Genomic DNA, 17,116 nt, shown 5'->3' on the forward strand with positions numbered 1-17,116 from the left:
TGTATACTTTAACAATTTTCAAAGGCGCTTCTAAGTAGCTTACGTCACTTCTCCATATGACTTGAGTCATTTTTCTTGGAAAATATAGGCATTACCATACTTTTAAAAATAAAAAAAGCGGTGTATAAAACCCGCTAGACTAAACCATTTTTCACTGCGTAAATGGCCAATTGTGTCCGATCACGCAAATCAAGTTCCTGTAAGATATGGGTGATATGATTTTTTACTGTTCCTACAGATAAAAATAAACGATTTGCTATCTCTTTATTTGATTTTCCTTCTCCCACTAATTGAACAATCGATAATTCTCGTTCGGTCAATGGAATTTGTACTTCTTTGCTTTTTGGTCCTTGATTCTGTTGCAGTAGCTTTGGCATAAGTTTAGCAGCAATATCTTCCTGCAAAACTAGGCCACCATTTAAAACACTATAAATTGAAGAAAGTAACTTTTCAGGTTCTGAAGATTTAAGCAGAAAACCATTCGCTCCGTCTTTTAACGTTTGGTATGCATATTCTTCATCTTCAAATGTAGTAAGAATAATTACTTTTAAATCTGGGTATTGAGTTTTAATGTGTTTTGTAGCTTCAATCCCATTCATCTCTGGCATACGGACATCCATCAGTACAAGGTCAATATTAATTTTTTTAAGTTGGCTTAGTGCTTCAAGTCCGTTACTTGCTTCTGCTCTAACTTGGAATGTGTCATCTTGTTCCAAAATCATTTTCAACCCATTGCGCACGATTGATTGGTCCTCAACCAAAAGTATTCGAATCGTCAAAAACTATCTCTCCTTCCTAACTAGTCTCTAGTAAATTATCAATCCGTTAATTGGAATAGAGCCTGTTAGTATAAATTGTTGTTCCGTTCTTAAAACTTTTAATTCTCCACCAATTTCCTTCAGCCTTTCCTCCATGTTAGTTAATCCAAATCCTTGAACTACTGGTCTATCTGACAGTAATTTGTTTGTCACTTCAAAATGCAAATTATGTAATGAATTTATGCCCAGAATGACTTCCACTTCTTTTGAGTGACTATGTTTCATCGCATTCGTTAAACTTTCTTGTAAAACTCTGTATAGGACAATGCTTTCGGTATTTGAAATCGGCAAAGAAAGCACGCCATTTTTAAGGGTAAAATGAATATGTAAACGACTTTCCATCTCAAGTTTTCGAATTAGTTGAATAACTGATTGAATGCCGGTTGTTTCTGCAGATTTTAATTGCCTTACCGCATAACGAGTCTCCTCCAGACTTTCTCTTGCCAGATCCTTTGCCACTTCTAGACTATCCGTCTTATTTTGAATCGAGATGATTTCAAGTTGCATAAGTAAAGAAGTCATTTTATGGCCGACCGAATCATGGAAATCTCTAGCTATTTTTGTTCGTTCTTCTGCTCGCACAAGTAGTTCTTGTTCGACCGATTTTCTTTTTAGCAGTCTATATTCCATTATCAATTGCTCATAGATTGCTCCTTTTGAAAGAGAATTTTCCACATATAGAAAAAGTAAATAAGAAACAACAAAAATAGTTGCCATCAATAGAAGAACGTAAATTTGTATATTGTGAAATATACCGAAGAAAATACAGGCCGCAATTGAAAAAGCATAGAAGAAGTAATACTGTTTTCCTTTTAATTGAAAGGTTGCCTCTACTACAAAAAATCCGATCAATGGCAACCAGTACAAATGAGAGCTAGTTGTGAAGTTGCTCAGTATAATTAAAAAAAGTATCATAATATAGTTAATTAACGGTTTATGAATGATAGGCATTAAAAAATAGAAGAAGAGTATTCCTGTTACTAAAAATAATGTACTTGTAATGGCTACTCCTTCATGTATTGTATGTATAAATAACGTCCCATAAATTAACACGCTACAAATTAATCGACATATAAATAACTTCAATACCCCCACCCTACCCCCATAGAAAATAATTACATACTTTCCTTTTATTATAACTCTCGTTTAGAGTTTTTTATAAGTTAGAAATAAAATAAAATTCCCTTTATCTCACACTTACCATGGTTTATTAAGCATTGCCTAATAGAAAAAAGGAAGCATTCAACTTAAGCTCCCTCTCATAAAAATCTATTTACTATATTTTTTTAGCATCTCTCCAACAGCCTGATAATCATCAAATTTTATAGCGACTTTTTGATAAGGCTTCTTGATCCCCATTACCAATGTTGCTTCTTTTGGTCTCTTTAGCTTTAAGATGACATTTGGGAACACTTCCTCAAAGTCCTTTGCAACAAAATCGATTGTGTCCTTCGATAATTTCTGCTTTAATAACTCTTTATCTGTAATTACTTCTTCAATTTCATCCCAACGTATTTCCATTCGTTTCGATAATCCAAGTGAAATATAGAGTTTATTTTCATCTACGTAAACTGGACTTAATCGCACTGCTTGAATGTCTGCCAATAGAAAAATAACTGAATAGACATTTAGGAATAGTAATACTAAGGAAAGAATTGTCGATTTATCATGTAGCCACCAATGAATGCCTAAGGTTTCAATTACAATTGCATGGATTAACATTATTTGCAAAGCAATATAGCTTGATTTTTTGTGTAAAGTTAAAGTTTGTTCAGATTCATTTATTTTTTTTCTCCAGCTCATCAAAGCGTAGTAGAACATTAACATTTCCGAACATACGATATGAATTATTGGGTGTTTTTTCACATAATGATCAACAGCAGCTGGAAAAGCAAAAATGGTTGGTAATGTGCTTTCTTTCGTTGCTTTCATAATTTTTGGTAAATACATAAATAAAGTCACAATAAGAATAAATTCTAATAACACTAAACCTGCTTCTACTGCAAAACCAACCCATGTAATGCCTACATAGGGATGAAGAAAGTTCATGGGTATTACAAATCTTGCAATAATAAGTCCGGTTGCCATTAGAAATAGTAACTGTTTGAAGCTTTTTTGCTTTTTATATGATAAAAACAATAGAGGTGCAACAATAACCAAATCAATCAATGACCCGATTACTACCCCATTACTTGCCCCTACTAATACGCTATTTCCTAATTGCGTATGATATAAAACTATGTTACTTCCAAGAACCAAAAATAGTAGTAATAACCAAACATTTTGCCACCTTCTCTGTAAAACGGCCATTTCTTCCCCTCCAATACTATATTGAAGCTACTTTATTTAATTATAGAAAAGGACTGTCGGATATACAATTTACAAAATTTTGAATTTTATACATAAAAAAAACTTGAACCCACTAGAAATGCAGGATCAAGTGTCAATGAATTATCCCCAAACTTCCTCGGCAATTTGCTTAATTAGTGTGAGTTTTTGCCACTGGTTTTCTTCTTCTAGAATGTTGCCATCTTCTGTGGAAGAGAATCCACATTGCGGACTTAAGCAAAGTTGATCTAACGAAACGTATTTAGCAGCTTGAAGGATGCGGGCTTTAATCTCATCTTTGTCCTCTAATTCACCAAATTTTGATGTGACTAACCCTAATACAACCTTAAGGTCTTTACGCTTCACATACTGAAGTGGTTCAAAGCTTCCAGAACGTTCATCATCAAATTCCAAGAATAATCCATCTACATTTAATCCACCGAAAATTACCTCAGCAGCAAAATTATAGCCACCGCTTGAATGGAATGTAGATTTATAATTTCCACGGCATATATGCATTGTAATTGTCATATCACTAGGTTTATTTTTGATGGACTCATTAATTACATATTGGAGTGTATCCATGAATTGTTGCGGATTTTTTCCTTCTTCCATTAATTTTGCGCGTGTTTCTTCAGAAAATAAGCTAGCCCAAGAAGTATCATCCAGCTGTAAATAACGGCAGCCTGCATCATAGAATGCTTGGATTGCTTTTTGATAAGCTAAAATTGTATCTTCAATGAGTTCTTGATCATCAGGATAGATATCTAAATTACGATCCGCTCGAGCATGTAACATGTTTGGACTTGGAATCGTAAATTTCACAGTTGAAGTGCCTGCGTGTTCTTTAATAAATTTAAAATGATCTATGAACGGATGATTCCCAAAATCAATTTTACCTACTACTCGAACCCCTTCTTTACGTGTCTCTAAGTTATGGAAATTTAACCCTTGCTCTTTTTCATAATAGTCCATTCCTTCAAGGCCACCTAGGAAATCAAAGTGCCACCAGCTACGACGAAATTCGCCATCCGTAATTGCCAAGACACCAAGTTCTTTTTGTTTTTCGATTAAACGGATAATTGCTTGATCTTCCACTTTTTTTAATTCATCATATGGTATCTCATTATTTTGGAATTTTGAACGCGCTATCTTTAACTCTTTTGGTCTTAAAAAGCTTCCTACATGATCATAACGAAATGGTGCGATTAATTGTGTCATTTTTTACTCCTTTTCATTAAAAGCAATGCAAATGGCCAAATGATTTATAAAAATAATATAACTTGTTTGTCCAATTCTTTTAGCTTAAATTATTATATCTTAATATAACATAAAAGTGTCAGATAAGACTAAGTATTCCGATAATAATTATTGGTCATTTATTACATATATCTCTCATTTCGATAAGGTAAATAGATTAGTTCTGATTATTTCAATACTATTTTTCTCTAATAAATAAAATAGCTAACATTGTTGTGTACAATGCCAGCTATTTATAGAGATTAATCTTTCGGCTTGGTTTGTTTCTCTTTTTCAGTTTCTGTTTCCGTTTCAGACTCATTTTCGTTTAGATCTGAATACCTTGCAATCGTATTAATGCGTTCTAACATCGGGGGATGTGTATAACGGAATATTTTAACAAGAAATGGTGGATTTACTTCACTTAGCCCTGCTTTCGCAAGATTTTGGAATGTGCTTACTGCAGCCTCTGCATTTCCAGTAAGCTCCATTGCGTATTCATCTGCCCTTGTCTCTTGAACCCTTGAAATATAATTAGATAGCGGGTTGGAAAGAAACAGTAAAAAGGAAACTAATACGAAAAACAAGGGAAGCGAACGAATATCACTTATTTTCTCAATTTTCAACACATTACCAAACCTCGAAATAATCCACGGCATTATTCTTGCGATTAACCATAATCCCACCAAAATAGATACTAGATAGGAAGCAATTCCAATATAAATATGCTTTTCAACATAATGACCCATTTCATGAGCCATAATAAAAAGAATTTCTTCATCTGTTAAACTATTTAGTGTTGTATCCCATAAAACAATTCTAGAATTATCCCCTATCCCTGTAACATATGCATTTAACGCATTTGTTTTTTCAGACATATCCACTTCAAAAACATGCTCGGATGGGATGTTGGCTTGATCTGCCAAGCTTAAGATTTTCTCTTCCAGTTCTTTGTCTTTAAGTGGATAAAACTCGTTATATAGCGGATCAATGACAACAGGCTGGATATACATCATAAAAATTGCAAATGGTATGGTTAGTAACCAGGCATAAAACCACCATTTTTTTGCACTCTTTTGAATTAACCAGTAAAGGACTAATACAACTAGTAAAGTCGTACCGAAATTTACCCAAAAATCGATAACGAAATCCCTCATCCATGAAGAAAATTCCTGGGTAGAGATGCCATAATCTTTGCTTAATGTATAGCGATAGTAATCAATAGGGTAAAAGATAATTGTTGTAAACAAATATAAAAGGAATAAATAAGCGCCATTTTTTATTAACTTCCACTTTGTATCTACCCATTTTTCAAATGCTCTCGACAATCCCGTAAACAAAATTAAGAAATAAACAAGCCACTCAAATGGTGTAATGATAAAGAAAAGGAAATTTCGAATTTTAGAAAAATCATCACTTAGTAACAGCTCTCGTTCCGTCATGAAGGTTTCCGGGTCCGCAACTGTCCCCTTTAAAGTTGCTGGGACACCTCCTGAAGCTCCATGAAATATGTAAAAATACATCCCAATAGCGTAGACTACGTACAGTATAATCGCAGCTATGCTCCACTTCTTCGACAAACTTTCCACCTCAATTCTTCTTCTTACTTTAGTGTAAGAAAAAATGGACAAGATAGAACCAATTTTTTAATCTTTTTATGAACCCTTTCGATTATGACATTTAATGGTTTGAAAATACAAATATAAAATAAGCTTTACCAGTCAAAAGTAAAGGCGGCTGTCCTGTTAAATTGACAACCGCCTTTTTATCTATAGTATTGATACTTTTAAAAATTAACTATAACAGGATCTGCCCGTTTTGAATTCATGAGTTTAATTTGAGTAGGGCTAACTTTTAGAATAACCATTGTTGGATCATCTGGGCCAGTAAACCAACCTTTTAAGACTTTATTCCAAACTTTTTCACGCATTGAGTGATCTGATGAAATTTCAACTTTACCTTCGATTTCTAAAAACTCGTCTCCTAATCCCTTACCATCGTACCCAATGAGAATATGAGTGTATGGATTCTTAGATAATTCCTCTACTTTATGTGTATTACCTTTAGTTACTGTATATAATGTGAAATTATCATTAAAAAATGTCATATAACGAGAATGGGGTTTGTCTCCTTCGATGGTTGCCATTGTTCCTACCATATTATCTTCCAAAATTTTTGCTGCAATTTTCTCTGGTGTGTTAGACATTTCTCTTCGCTCCCTTTAATATCTCTCAAGTAGTATGTGAAATGACGAAGAATCTATCCCACTCATTTTAAGAGGGTCTCCATGTTTGTAAGAATTTTGAAGTTCGTTTTCGGCCTATTTCAATTAGAGTTTCCTTCGTATCTTCATCCAAGTCAAATTGTGTTGCACTATACTTTTCTACAGGAATGAAAACAATATTACGTTCGTGCCTCCTTGAAATATAACGTTCATCATGTGCATTCTTCATAGTTGAAAAAAGTGCCTCAAATAAATTTAATCCATTATTTATTTTTTGCTGAGGCATATCCTCTCGTGGGTTACTTAACTTCAATCCAAGTGTAGGACGTTGTTTATTGCCATTTTCGAAAATCCAAAATGGAAAATTACTGAGAATGCCCCCATCCACAAATAGACATTCACCTTTACTATTGTTTAATTTTATTGGTTCAAAGAAAAATGGTATTCCGCAGCTCATACGAAGTGCTTTGGCTACAGAAAAAGTACGCCAATCAATGCCATAGGAAGCTAAATCATCCGGAATGACAATCATTCTTCCATTTGTTAGATCAGACGCTACCAGCTTTAATGAACCTTGTGGTAAATCATTAAACGTTAAAATACCTTTAGCCGCTAATTTTTTATAAAACCATTTTTCTAATGCTTTCCCTTTATAAAGTCCCATTCGAAAATATAAATTCAACCACCTTAGGAAGGGAAGATTACGCGTAGCCTTTGGAGGATCAAGAAGTGATTTTAAATGTAGTTCATCAAAAATATTTTCAATTTCTTTCGACGTATATCCAGCAGCAATAAAGCATGCCATAATCGCGCCCGCACTCGTTCCTGCAACACGTTTAAAGCGATAATTTTTTTCTTCCAAAACTTGCATTGCCCCTATATATGCAAATCCCTTTATTCCACCACCCGAGAACACCCCATCAATTAGCATGTACACTCCCCTTTACTTGTTCTCGTTACACTTTAAGAAAAAAGGAGAGATTTTAGAACTTATGTCGAGAAAAACTTCGACATAGAATATATATTACGAATGCAAAAGACATATAGAGCAAAAAAGGCAATGCACTGCGCCTTCACTTTTGCGGATATCCTTGAAAGTTACCGCCATATTTTTATCCATAAAAAAAGTATTTGGCATCAAACTGAGTTGTTTTGAAACCAAATACTTGCATTATTATAGATTTAATCTTGATGGGTTATGTTTATTATCCGGCTTATCTTTATTTTCATTTTGATTGTGTTTTTTTGCTTCATCATTTTGTCCAATTACATCAAAATCATCAGGACTTAAATCATATCCATGTCCATACTCTTCACGATCTAAAGAATTCTTTTTATTTTTGCTCAACTTCTTCACCTCCACAAAGCATAATTTGACCCTTTTTGTTAGGAATTATGCTTTAAACAAATGAAAAAGCATGAAGCAGTGAACTTCATGCAAATTGAATCAATGATTATGATGATGCTGTTCAGTTTCTTCTCCATCAGTTGACACAGCCATTAAATCCATATAAGTTGTAACACTTAAGAATAAAATAACACAAGCAAAACTAAATTTTACCTTTGACGGAATACCTCTGAAGAAATGTTGGTAGCTTTGTCTATTCCAAAGTCCTGCTGACAATACACAACTAAGCAAATATAAAATAGTAAAAAAAACAATACTAAATAGCTGATTGTTAGTTGTCATGATACTAAGCATTGCTCCCATCATTGCACCCATAATAAGTGCACTCAAACATTCTAGGATAATCTTTATTGAGAGCTGATGGGTCATAATACTTACTAATAAAAAACTAATCAACAATGCAATAACAGTAGCAAATACTATATCAGAAATCCAAATTCCAACCAGGATGCCAACTAATGTACTTTTCGTCATTGTCACAAACATTGCTAAGCAACTCGATAGATGATCATCCTTTAATTGTTTTCTGAAAACCGTACCTAGAACAAAAGTAAGTAATACTATACTAATAGAACTCACTATTGCAACCAATGATTCACTCCATTCATTATGCAATATGTGCACAATTAAGCTGTAACGAAATTCAATAATAATGTCATGTCTAATTTATTCTAATCCGAATTTATTTATGCTTATTAACTGCAAGGCCACTTTTCTAAAACAAAAAGACGCTGCCTCACTAAAGCTTTGTGAGACAACGCCTTGATTTTAATTTGTCTGAATTTTACAAGTGCTTATTTTGCAGCTTGGTATTTAGATTCTACAACGTCCCAGTTTACTACATTCCAGAATGCAGAGATGTAGTCCGGACGACGATTTTGGTAGTTTAAGTAGTAAGCATGTTCCCAAACGTCTAAGCCTAGGATAGGAGTTTTACCTTCCATTACAGGAGAGTCTTGGTTTGGTGTAGAAGTGATTGCGATTTCGCCACCATCAACTACTAACCAAGCCCATCCTGAACCGAAACGGCCAGCAGCAGCTGTAGCAAACTCTTGTTTGAAAGCGTCAAAGCTACCAAATTTAGCTTCGATAGCAGATGCTAATTCACCAGTTGGAGCTGTTGCACCACCTGGAGCTAAGATTTCCCAGAATAATGTATGGTTAGCATGTCCACCACCATGGTTACGTACAGCTGTTTGTTTGTCAGCTGGAAGAGCATCGATGTTTGAGATAAGGTCTAAAAGATCTTTACCTGCAAATTCTGTTCCTTCAACTGCAGCGTTTAAGCTTGTTACATAAGTGTTGTGATGTTTAGTATGGTGGATTTCCATAGTTTTCGCATCAATGTTTGGTTCTAACGCATCATAAGCATAAGTTAATTGTGGTAATTCATAAGCCATTTTGTATTTCCTCCCTCAATTTAAAAGTAATCTCGATTACTTTTCTAGGTTATCAAAATTATTGTCACGATTCAATCAATAAACACTCAAGTTTTACAATTCAGCCTTTTGACGGAAAGACTGGTTTTATTTACCTTTTAAAGTTACTTCTTAGATCGCAATGATAAAAATAATAATCATAATTATTTGAATTGCACCTTTTGTAACGACAGATGTTAAAAACCCTACCAAAGATCCTACCCCAGCCTTTAAAGCTTGTTTATAGTCTGTTTTAGTCACAATAAGCTCTCCAACAACAGCACCTATAAATGGTCCAACTAAAATACCCACTACAGGGATTATAAATGGTCCTACTAGTAAACCGATTGTACTCCCCCACATACCTGCTTTTGTGCCACCAAATTTTTTTACCCCGATTAAGTTAGCTAATGAATCTGCAACAAATAAAAGGATGATAAATAAAATTTCGATGGTCCAGAATAACCACCCTAAATCGGCAAATGAATAAAACAAACCATATACGATAAAGCCTAGTACAATAAAGAGTACGGAAGGAATGATTGGGTATATCAGACCTATAAATGCAATGACAAAACACGTGATTATTAGCACCCATGCAATTATATCCAAAAAAACAACTCCTATTCTTTAATATTAAAATATACGAGAGGCCATCTTCAAAAGTTTCAAATGTAGCTATATTTTTGATTCTATTAAATTTATTGCTTCAGAACTTTATAGAACAATAAAATTCATGTTAAACTCTCTGTTGGAGGAGAAAAAATGGTTAAACACTCACAAATTTTTATTGATAGTCTAATTCATCCAAAAAAATTAGCAGCTTATAGATTATTAACTATTGGAAAAACGATTCAATATGTATTTCTATTAATCGCTGTAGTCACAATCTATTCATTTGTTCAATTTTTAACTGGTGTTTCAGAGACTTCATACAACATTCAAGGATTAACAGAATATGTGAAGGATATACAATGGCTACTATATCCTTTTGCCTTTGTACTATTAACACTTACTTCCACAATCCTCATTTATATTAGAATTAGTATCTATGCTTTTGTTGGACTAGTTCTATTAAAAATGATGAACCGTCGAGGAGAATATCGACATATGTGGCGTACTGCTGCACTAGCAATTACATGGCCAACACTGTTAACTGTTCTATTTTCAATACTAAAAATGGCTAGTATTGTCTCTAGTATACTTGGCATACTGATAACGATCATTATATTAATCTTAGCTTCAACAAAATATCCAAAATTACCAAAAAAATAATAGTCATGAATCCTCCTTCTCTTCATATAGTGAGAGAAAGGAGGGATTTTTATGAGATTTCTTATTTTTACAGTTGTGTTTTTCATTATAGCAGCTGTGATTAAAATAGATTTAACTGAAGGTACTGTTCCACTGGCGGCATTCGACAAAGAACAAGTAAATCAAGCATGTGAGCAACAAATAGCCATTAAAACCCTTTCTGTAGTGACTACCGCTGGCGATACTGTTCAAAGTTTACTAGCAGCTTATCCATCAGAGGTTGAAATATCATTCCCAGAAAAAATGGCGCAATTCTACAAATTGAATCCACATTTACAAAAACAGTCCATGGTAACCGGAGAACTTATCAAAATACCAATCTATGATAAAATAGAAAATAATTGCAGATAATTAAAAAGTAACGTTTCTTCCTTGTCCATCTTTCACTACACTGATAAAATAATAGAAGTGTGGTACGCGAAAAGTTAAGATACGTACCTCAAAAAGGAGAGAATCTTCATGAGTGAACTCATTCACCGTTCAAAAACACGTCCTGTACGTGTAGGTAATTTAACGATTGGTGGTAGTAATGAACTATTCATCCAAAGTATGTGTACAACAAAAACACATGACGTGGAAGCAACAGTTGCAGAAATTCTACGTTTAGAAGAAGCGGGTTGTCAGATTGTACGTGTAGCTGTTCCAGATGAGCGTGCTGCCAATGCGATTGCTGATATAAAAAAACGTATTCATATTCCGTTAGTAGCGGATATTCATTTTGATTATAAGTTGGCTCTTAAGGCGATTGAAAATGGAATTGATAAAGTACGTATCAACCCTGGTAATATTGGTCGTCGCGAGAAAGTTGAAGCTGTAGTGAATGCAGCAAAAGCAAAAGGTATTCCAATCCGTATTGGTGTAAACGCTGGCTCATTAGAGAGACATATATTGGAAAAGTACGGATACCCTACAGCTGATGGTATGGTTGAATCGGCATTACATCATATTAAAATTTTGGAAGACTTGGATTTCCACGATATTATCGTTTCGATGAAAGCTTCTGATGTAAACCTTGCTATTGAAGCCTATGAAAAAGCAGCAAAAGCTTTCGACTACCCATTACACTTAGGGATTACAGAATCGGGTACTTTATTTGCTGGTACTGTTAAATCAGCGGCTGGTCTTGGAGCGATTCTATCAAAAGGTATTGGGAATACATTGCGTATTTCTTTATCGGCTGATCCAGTTGAAGAGATTAAGGTTGCACGTGAATTACTAAAATCCTTTGGCCTAGCTTCTAATATGGCTACGCTAATCTCTTGCCCTACTTGTGGTCGAATTGAAATCGATCTTATCTCAATTGCAAATGAGGTAGAAGAATACATTTCTAAGCTAAAGGTTCCTTTAAAAGTAGCTGTACTTGGCTGTGCAGTAAATGGTCCTGGCGAAGCACGTGAGGCAGATATCGGAATTGCTGGGGCACGCGGAGAAGGATTGTTATTTATGAAAGGAAAAACAGTTCGTAAAGTGCCTGAAGCAACAATGGTGGAAGAACTGAAAAAAGAAATCGATAAATTAGCAGCTGAAATGGCTGAAGAACGAGACAAGAAGGAAGCTCAAGTGTAAGCTGAGGCTGGGAGGTTTTATATGACGTCCAAGCAAAGACCGCGTTTTGGTATTGATATTGATGGAACCGTGACTACACCAGATACACTCATTCCCCATATCAATGAACGCTATAAAACAAACATCGTTTTAGATGATGTCATTGAATATGATTTTTTAAGTGCTTTTCCTCACCCCGTTGACCGCAATGAATTTGCAAAATGGTTTAAGGAAAATGAAGCCTTTATGTATTCTGTAAGTAGCCTTGCACAGGATGCACAATCCATTTTAGAAAAATGGCAGCATTCGTATGAACTTATTTATATCTCTGCACGTGATACAAGTGTATTTGATATTACTCATAAATGGTTTGAGGAAAATAAGGTCCCCTTCCATCGTATCGAGTTAATTGGAAGCCACAATAAGCTTTCTGTGGCAAAAAAGCACAAAGTAGACGTCTTCTTTGAGGACAAACACGATAATGCAGTGATGCTAGCAGAAGAATTAAACATCCCAGTATTACTATTTGATACACCATATAATCGTAAATCGATTCCAACAAATGTGGTACGAATTAATAACTGGAATGAAGCAAATCATTGGATCTTAAAACACTTCTAGTAAAGCAGGCAACATGTAAACTTACTGTTGCCTGTTCTTATATTTCTAAAATACCCCTCTCCCACCTTTCAACAAAGGTTTCAAAATGAATACCATAGCGATTATAAATATCATGATACACAAAATAGACCCCTAATTTCTCTAACATAATATCATCAATTTTCATCCATACTTCCCTTCCCATTTTTTTGGACAATATAATCTTCACACTAAAATTTTTCTCTTTAATTGTGAACAATCTCACATTTGAAATATTGAATATTCGATAAAATAGGCTGTAGTAAAAAATGTTGATAGGACGTTAAAGATTTATTTGAAACTATTTTACGTAAATTGTGGTAGGAATATGAACAATTAGATTATTTACATAAATTTACCCACTTTTGTTACTAGAAAACTTGACTTATCAACAAGTTTTTACCCTACTTGTCTAAATTACAATGAAAAAGGTAGAGGAGATGTTTACCCAATTTATTTAACCTGCAAAACAAGTTTTTATTCAAAAAAATCACTTTTTAAAGATAATTGAAATGATAAAGATTTAAAATAACAATATATGCAATTTTTGAAACTATTTGAAAATAACACTGCTATATTCTTCATCAATTTGTTATACTTTTTTTAAACAAACAATTGTATCGGGGGAACAAGCATGTATAATACGAAAATGCCCCTCACAAAGGATGAGTTATTTCCATTTCTTTGTAATATTAGTGAGCAATTTCATATTGGTATCGCCATCATAAACTTAGAAAAAAATGATTTTCCTTTTGTCTATGTAAACCAGGCATTTACTACATTAACTGGTTACTCACAAAATGAATTAATCGGAAAGAATTTTGACTCATTGACAGGAATAAAAACAAATTTAGAGCAAAATGGGGATCTGCTTTATCATTTAGAAAAGAAAAACCCCTTTGAAAAAAATATTATCCATTACCAAAAAGACGGGACTGCCTTTTGGAATCACGTGACCTGCCAGCCCATAAAAGATCGTGACGGCATATCCACTTACGCATTAATACATTGCAAAGAAATAACAGAGCAAATGTTAAGTAAAATGCTTTCGAAGCTAGAGCACGAGGTATATATTGAGTTAGAGGAAAATGGTGATTTAGGATCCATTTTACAATTGATAACAGAAAAAGTTGAAAAATACTACTTGCGGGATATTTTCTGTGCCATCCATGTCGTAAATCAACAAAAGAAATTAAGTCCAATCGCTAGTGGTTCCCTACCTCTTTCGCTGATTAAAGCCATGAATCATCTTGAAATCGGTGGTTCAACTACTGGATATAATGAGAGTGTCATATATATTAATGACTTGTCTATTAAAAATTACCAATCAAACAAGATGATAAAGAAATATAATTTATCATCTTGCTGGTCAAAACCAATCTTTACAAAAGAAAAAGCATTACTTGGCTATTTCTCAATATACATAAAAGGAGAAATGCAGTTAAGACAGGTAGATATTGATTTCCTAAAAAAACTTTCTCCGATTGTCGCACTCTCAATGAAATATGTAAAACAAAGACAGGAACTTAAAAAATTAGCATTTTTTGATATGAGCACAGGTATTCCAAATTATAATAACTTTTACACTAGTTTAGGCATGTGGGTTAAAGATCAGATAAAGGGCTCTCTTCTGCTTATTCAACCAAATGAATATTCTAGTATAGTTGATTTATATGGACGAAAATTTGGAGATGAATTAATTGGTCAAGTCGTAAATCGTCTCCTTTCCACAAAAGATTTAAATGAAGAGATTATTTACGGAAGATTTTCAACGACCACCTTTATTATCGCTGTAAAACAATCGAATGGAGAAACTTTAAAGCATTTTATAAACCAAATATTACAAATAACAGCTGTCCCATTTACAATTGCCAATAGAGAAATCTTTATCACATTAAGAATGGGTGTATCTCATTTTAATGACTTATTAACAATAGATGAAAGTATCCGTCGGGCGGATACAGCTTTAACAAAATCACGTCTACAAAATACAGCTGTATCCTATTTTGAAATGGGAACAGATAAAATGATTCAAAGAGAGCTCAACATTTTAAATCAGTTGCAATTTGGCATAAAAAATGAGGAATTTACAGTTCACTTACAGCCAAAAATCAATTTAAATACTGATGAGATTGAAGGATTTGAAGCATTAGCAAGATGGTTTTCACCTGTCTTAGGCAATGTATCTCCTGCGGAATTTATTCCAATAGCTGAAAAAAGCGGAAAGATAAATGAAGTTGATATATTAATTTTAAGGAAAGTGCTCAAGTTCCAAAATCTACGTCTCACAGAAGGCTTGCAAATTTATCCTATCGCTGTCAATATTTCACCAGTTCATTTTTATAGTGAAACCTTTGTGAATGATTTCCTTACCTTAGTTGAGGAATATCAAATACCGCCTGATTATATAAAAATAGAAGTAACAGAGAGTGTTGAATTATTTGATTTTGTTAAAGCTAAACAAATCCTGTTGGAACTAAAAAAATTGGGCTATGAGAGCTCCATTGATGATTTTGGAGTAGGTTTTTCAAGTTTAAGTTATTTACAGCAGCTACCTTTTTCTGAAATAAAAATCGACCGCAGTTTTATTAACGATATCAGTAATAGTGATATGTATGCAGTTGTACAAACAATTGTTCAGCTCGCTGAAAAATTAAGAATGCATGTAGTAGCTGAGGGAATTGAAACACTCGAGCAATATACAATACTACAGAAAATTGGGTGTAAATCCGGACAAGGATTTTACTTCCATAAACCAATGCCACTTGAAGAAGCACAAAAGCTACTTGATTCTATTAAATAAACGTCTTAACGCCTACACAGAGTTTCTGTATAGGCGTTTTAATATTAATGGTTCTATAATATTTGTTGGGGTTTTACTACAATTTGAAATAAAAAAAAGCACGTAATCACCGATTTCGATATACTTGAATTGTCGAGAAACAAGCAATGAAAGGTGATACGTGCATTATGAATTTTAACAGAAATATCCCAGGATTAAAAGGTGTAACTGTTCATAAGATTGAAGAGATCGGGGAGCGTATCGCTCTTTACGTTTCAATTCCGAAGAAAGAACATCAGTGTCCAGACTGTAATAAAATGACCTCTAAAATACATGATTATCGAATTCAAAAAATTAAACATTTAAAATGGTTTGAACGATTAACCATCCTTTTCTATAAACGTCGACGTTATGTATGTGAGTGCGGAAAACGCTTCTCGGAAAAATCTCCTTTCGTGGATAAGTATCAACGTTACTCAAAAGAATGGAATCAAGTTGTTGGAATCCGTTCAGTAAAGGCAAAGACATTTAAAGAAGCAGCAGAAGTCCTTGGAACATCCAGTTCGACGGTAATTCGTCGCTTTAAAAAGGTGGTAAAAGAGCAGCTAAATGAAGGGGTCCATTTACCAAAATGTATTGCGATTGATGAATATAAAGGAGATACAGATGCGGGGACCTATCAACTAATCATTGCCAACGCTGAAACGCACGAACCAATTGATATTTTACCGAATCGTAGAAAAGAAACGATTAAGGATTATCTAATGACATATGGATCAGATGTAGAAGTCGTCGTAATGGATATGAATCCAAGCTTTAAAGCAGCTGTTAAAAAAGCCTTAAATCGTCCTATCATTATTGCCGATCGATTCCATTATTGTCGTTATATTTATTGGGCTCTAGACGAGGTGCGTCGTAAAGTGCAGAAGGATTGGCATCCATACGATCGAAAAAAGTGCAAAAAAATGCGTCATGTCTTATATAAACGCTTTGATAAGTTAACGGAAAAGAATCGATGGTATTTAAATCGCTACACGGGAATGTCAAAGGAATTAAAGCAAGCATATGAACTAAAAGAAGCCTATTGTAAATGGTTTGATTGGGCAAAAACGACGAATGATATTGCAGAAGTGAAGAATAGATTAGAAGCTTATTACCGTAAGGTAGAAGAAGCAAATATCCCAGCATTTATAAAAGCCATTCAAACCTTTAAGAATTGGCAAGTAGAGATCTTAAATAGTTTTAGTTTTGGCTATTCAAATGGTTTTTTAGAAGGAATTAATAATAAATCGAAGGTAATGAAACGTAATGCTTATGGTTTTAGGAGCTTTAAGCATTTTAAAGCAAAGATTTTATTGAATGATTTATATAAAGAATTCGGTGTTCATTTAGGTTAATAGG

At 33.9% G+C, this 17,116-nt stretch carries 18 protein-coding genes; 6 read left to right on the top strand and 12 right to left on the bottom strand.

Annotated elements, in window-relative coordinates; translation table 11 throughout:
* Window positions 1-134: 134 nt before the first annotated feature.
* The 11 genes from C1N55_RS12100 to C1N55_RS12145 form a co-directional block, all read right to left on the bottom strand.
* Window positions 135-779: a response regulator gene (locus tag C1N55_RS12100; RefSeq protein WP_255502409.1), complete on the bottom strand. Its 645-nt coding sequence runs from the start codon at window positions 777-779 to the stop codon at window positions 135-137.
* Window positions 780-806: 27 nt separating this feature from the next.
* On the bottom strand, window positions 807-1,904 hold the full coding sequence (locus tag C1N55_RS12105) for a sensor histidine kinase (RefSeq protein WP_137729067.1): 1,098 nt from the start codon (window positions 1,902-1,904) through the stop codon (window positions 807-809).
* A 183-nt stretch (window positions 1,905-2,087) separates the two neighbouring features.
* Entirely contained in the window at window positions 2,088-3,128 is a 1,041-nt protein-coding gene (locus C1N55_RS12110) for a beta-carotene 15,15'-monooxygenase (RefSeq protein ID WP_137729068.1), read from the bottom strand.
* Between the two features lie 141 nt (window positions 3,129-3,269).
* Window positions 3,270-4,367: a 5-methyltetrahydropteroyltriglutamate--homocysteine S-methyltransferase gene (locus C1N55_RS12115; RefSeq protein ID WP_205758468.1), complete on the bottom strand. Its 1,098-nt coding sequence runs from the start codon at window positions 4,365-4,367 to the stop codon at window positions 3,270-3,272.
* Window positions 4,368-4,648: 281 nt separating this feature from the next.
* On the bottom strand, window positions 4,649-5,965 hold the full coding sequence (locus tag C1N55_RS12120) for a M48 family metallopeptidase (RefSeq protein WP_137729069.1): 1,317 nt from the start codon (window positions 5,963-5,965) through the stop codon (window positions 4,649-4,651).
* Window positions 5,966-6,171: 206 nt separating this feature from the next.
* Window positions 6,172-6,591 (bottom strand): pyridoxamine 5'-phosphate oxidase family protein, encoded by a 420-nt coding sequence (locus C1N55_RS12125; protein WP_137729070.1) that lies wholly within the window; start codon window positions 6,589-6,591, stop codon window positions 6,172-6,174.
* Between the two features lie 67 nt (window positions 6,592-6,658).
* Window positions 6,659-7,540 carry a patatin-like phospholipase family protein gene (locus C1N55_RS12130; protein WP_137729071.1) on the bottom strand — a complete coding sequence of 294 codons (882 nt, stop codon included), beginning with the start codon at window positions 7,538-7,540 and terminating at the stop codon, window positions 6,659-6,661.
* A 243-nt stretch (window positions 7,541-7,783) separates the two neighbouring features.
* Window positions 7,784-7,966 (bottom strand): hypothetical protein, encoded by a 183-nt coding sequence (locus tag C1N55_RS20560; RefSeq protein ID WP_370452620.1) that lies wholly within the window; start codon window positions 7,964-7,966, stop codon window positions 7,784-7,786.
* Window positions 7,967-8,056: 90 nt separating this feature from the next.
* Window positions 8,057-8,608, bottom strand: a complete 552-nt coding sequence (locus C1N55_RS12135; RefSeq protein WP_137729072.1) for a hypothetical protein — start codon at window positions 8,606-8,608, stop codon at window positions 8,057-8,059.
* A 203-nt stretch (window positions 8,609-8,811) separates the two neighbouring features.
* Window positions 8,812-9,417: a superoxide dismutase gene (locus C1N55_RS12140; RefSeq protein WP_137729073.1), complete on the bottom strand. Its 606-nt coding sequence runs from the start codon at window positions 9,415-9,417 to the stop codon at window positions 8,812-8,814.
* Between the two features lie 150 nt (window positions 9,418-9,567).
* On the bottom strand, window positions 9,568-10,047 hold the full coding sequence (locus C1N55_RS12145; protein WP_137729074.1) for a DUF456 domain-containing protein: 480 nt from the start codon (window positions 10,045-10,047) through the stop codon (window positions 9,568-9,570).
* 153 nt (window positions 10,048-10,200) lie between these two features.
* Here C1N55_RS12145 and C1N55_RS12150 point away from each other — a divergent pair, with 153 nt between their 5' ends.
* The 4 genes from C1N55_RS12150 (at window position 10,201) to C1N55_RS12165 (ending at window position 12,915) form a co-directional block, all read left to right on the top strand.
* Window positions 10,201-10,710: a DUF1189 family protein gene (locus tag C1N55_RS12150; protein ID WP_137729075.1), complete on the top strand. Its 510-nt coding sequence runs from the start codon at window positions 10,201-10,203 to the stop codon at window positions 10,708-10,710.
* Window positions 10,711-10,761: 51 nt separating this feature from the next.
* Window positions 10,762-11,100, top strand: a complete 339-nt coding sequence (locus tag C1N55_RS12155) for a hypothetical protein (protein ID WP_137729076.1) — start codon at window positions 10,762-10,764, stop codon at window positions 11,098-11,100.
* Between the two features lie 108 nt (window positions 11,101-11,208).
* Window positions 11,209-12,315: a flavodoxin-dependent (E)-4-hydroxy-3-methylbut-2-enyl-diphosphate synthase gene (gene ispG / locus C1N55_RS12160; RefSeq protein ID WP_137729077.1), complete on the top strand. Its 1,107-nt coding sequence runs from the start codon at window positions 11,209-11,211 to the stop codon at window positions 12,313-12,315.
* Between the two features lie 21 nt (window positions 12,316-12,336).
* Window positions 12,337-12,915 carry a 5' nucleotidase, NT5C type gene (locus C1N55_RS12165; RefSeq protein ID WP_137729078.1) on the top strand — a complete coding sequence of 193 codons (579 nt, stop codon included), beginning with the start codon at window positions 12,337-12,339 and terminating at the stop codon, window positions 12,913-12,915.
* Between the two features lie 37 nt (window positions 12,916-12,952).
* On the opposite strand, the gene C1N55_RS20895 is transcribed toward C1N55_RS12165, so the two are convergent.
* Window positions 12,953-13,081: a hypothetical protein gene (locus C1N55_RS20895; RefSeq protein ID WP_255502410.1), complete on the bottom strand. Its 129-nt coding sequence runs from the start codon at window positions 13,079-13,081 to the stop codon at window positions 12,953-12,955.
* 486 nt (window positions 13,082-13,567) lie between these two features.
* Between C1N55_RS20895 and C1N55_RS12170 the strand changes: the two genes are divergently transcribed.
* Entirely contained in the window at window positions 13,568-15,736 is a 2,169-nt protein-coding gene (locus C1N55_RS12170) for a putative bifunctional diguanylate cyclase/phosphodiesterase (protein WP_137729079.1), read from the top strand.
* Between the two features lie 167 nt (window positions 15,737-15,903).
* Window positions 15,904-17,112: an ISL3 family transposase gene (locus tag C1N55_RS12175; RefSeq protein WP_137727947.1), complete on the top strand. Its 1,209-nt coding sequence runs from the start codon at window positions 15,904-15,906 to the stop codon at window positions 17,110-17,112.
* Window positions 17,113-17,116 lie beyond the last annotated feature (4 nt).

The sequence above is a fragment of the Lysinibacillus sp. SGAir0095 genome (assembly GCF_005491425.1).
Classification (GTDB): domain Bacteria; phylum Bacillota; class Bacilli; order Bacillales_A; family Planococcaceae; genus Ureibacillus.

Excerpts from the sequence above, each read along its gene's own strand:
- C1N55_RS12110 (WP_137729068.1), bottom strand. The coding sequence starts at position 3,128 with ATGGCCGTTTTACAGAGAAGGTGGCAAAATGTTTGGTTATTACTACTA.
- C1N55_RS12115 (WP_205758468.1), bottom strand. The coding sequence starts at position 4,367 with ATGACACAATTAATCGCACCATTTCGTTATGATCATGTAGGAAGCTTT.
- C1N55_RS12125 (WP_137729070.1), bottom strand. The coding sequence starts at position 6,591 with ATGTCTAACACACCAGAGAAAATTGCAGCAAAAATTTTGGAAGATAAT.
- C1N55_RS12130 (WP_137729071.1), bottom strand. The coding sequence starts at position 7,540 with ATGCTAATTGATGGGGTGTTCTCGGGTGGTGGAATAAAGGGATTTGCA.
- C1N55_RS12140 (WP_137729073.1), bottom strand. The coding sequence starts at position 9,417 with ATGGCTTATGAATTACCACAATTAACTTATGCTTATGATGCGTTAGAA.
- C1N55_RS12150 (WP_137729075.1), top strand. The coding sequence starts at position 10,201 with ATGGTTAAACACTCACAAATTTTTATTGATAGTCTAATTCATCCAAAA.
- C1N55_RS12155 (WP_137729076.1), top strand. The coding sequence starts at position 10,762 with ATGAGATTTCTTATTTTTACAGTTGTGTTTTTCATTATAGCAGCTGTG.
- ispG (WP_137729077.1), top strand. The coding sequence starts at position 11,209 with ATGAGTGAACTCATTCACCGTTCAAAAACACGTCCTGTACGTGTAGGT.
- C1N55_RS12165 (WP_137729078.1), top strand. The coding sequence starts at position 12,337 with ATGACGTCCAAGCAAAGACCGCGTTTTGGTATTGATATTGATGGAACC.
- C1N55_RS20895 (WP_255502410.1), bottom strand. The coding sequence starts at position 13,081 with ATGAAAATTGATGATATTATGTTAGAGAAATTAGGGGTCTATTTTGTG.
- C1N55_RS12170 (WP_137729079.1), top strand. The coding sequence starts at position 13,568 with ATGTATAATACGAAAATGCCCCTCACAAAGGATGAGTTATTTCCATTT.
- C1N55_RS12175 (WP_137727947.1), top strand. The coding sequence starts at position 15,904 with ATGAATTTTAACAGAAATATCCCAGGATTAAAAGGTGTAACTGTTCAT.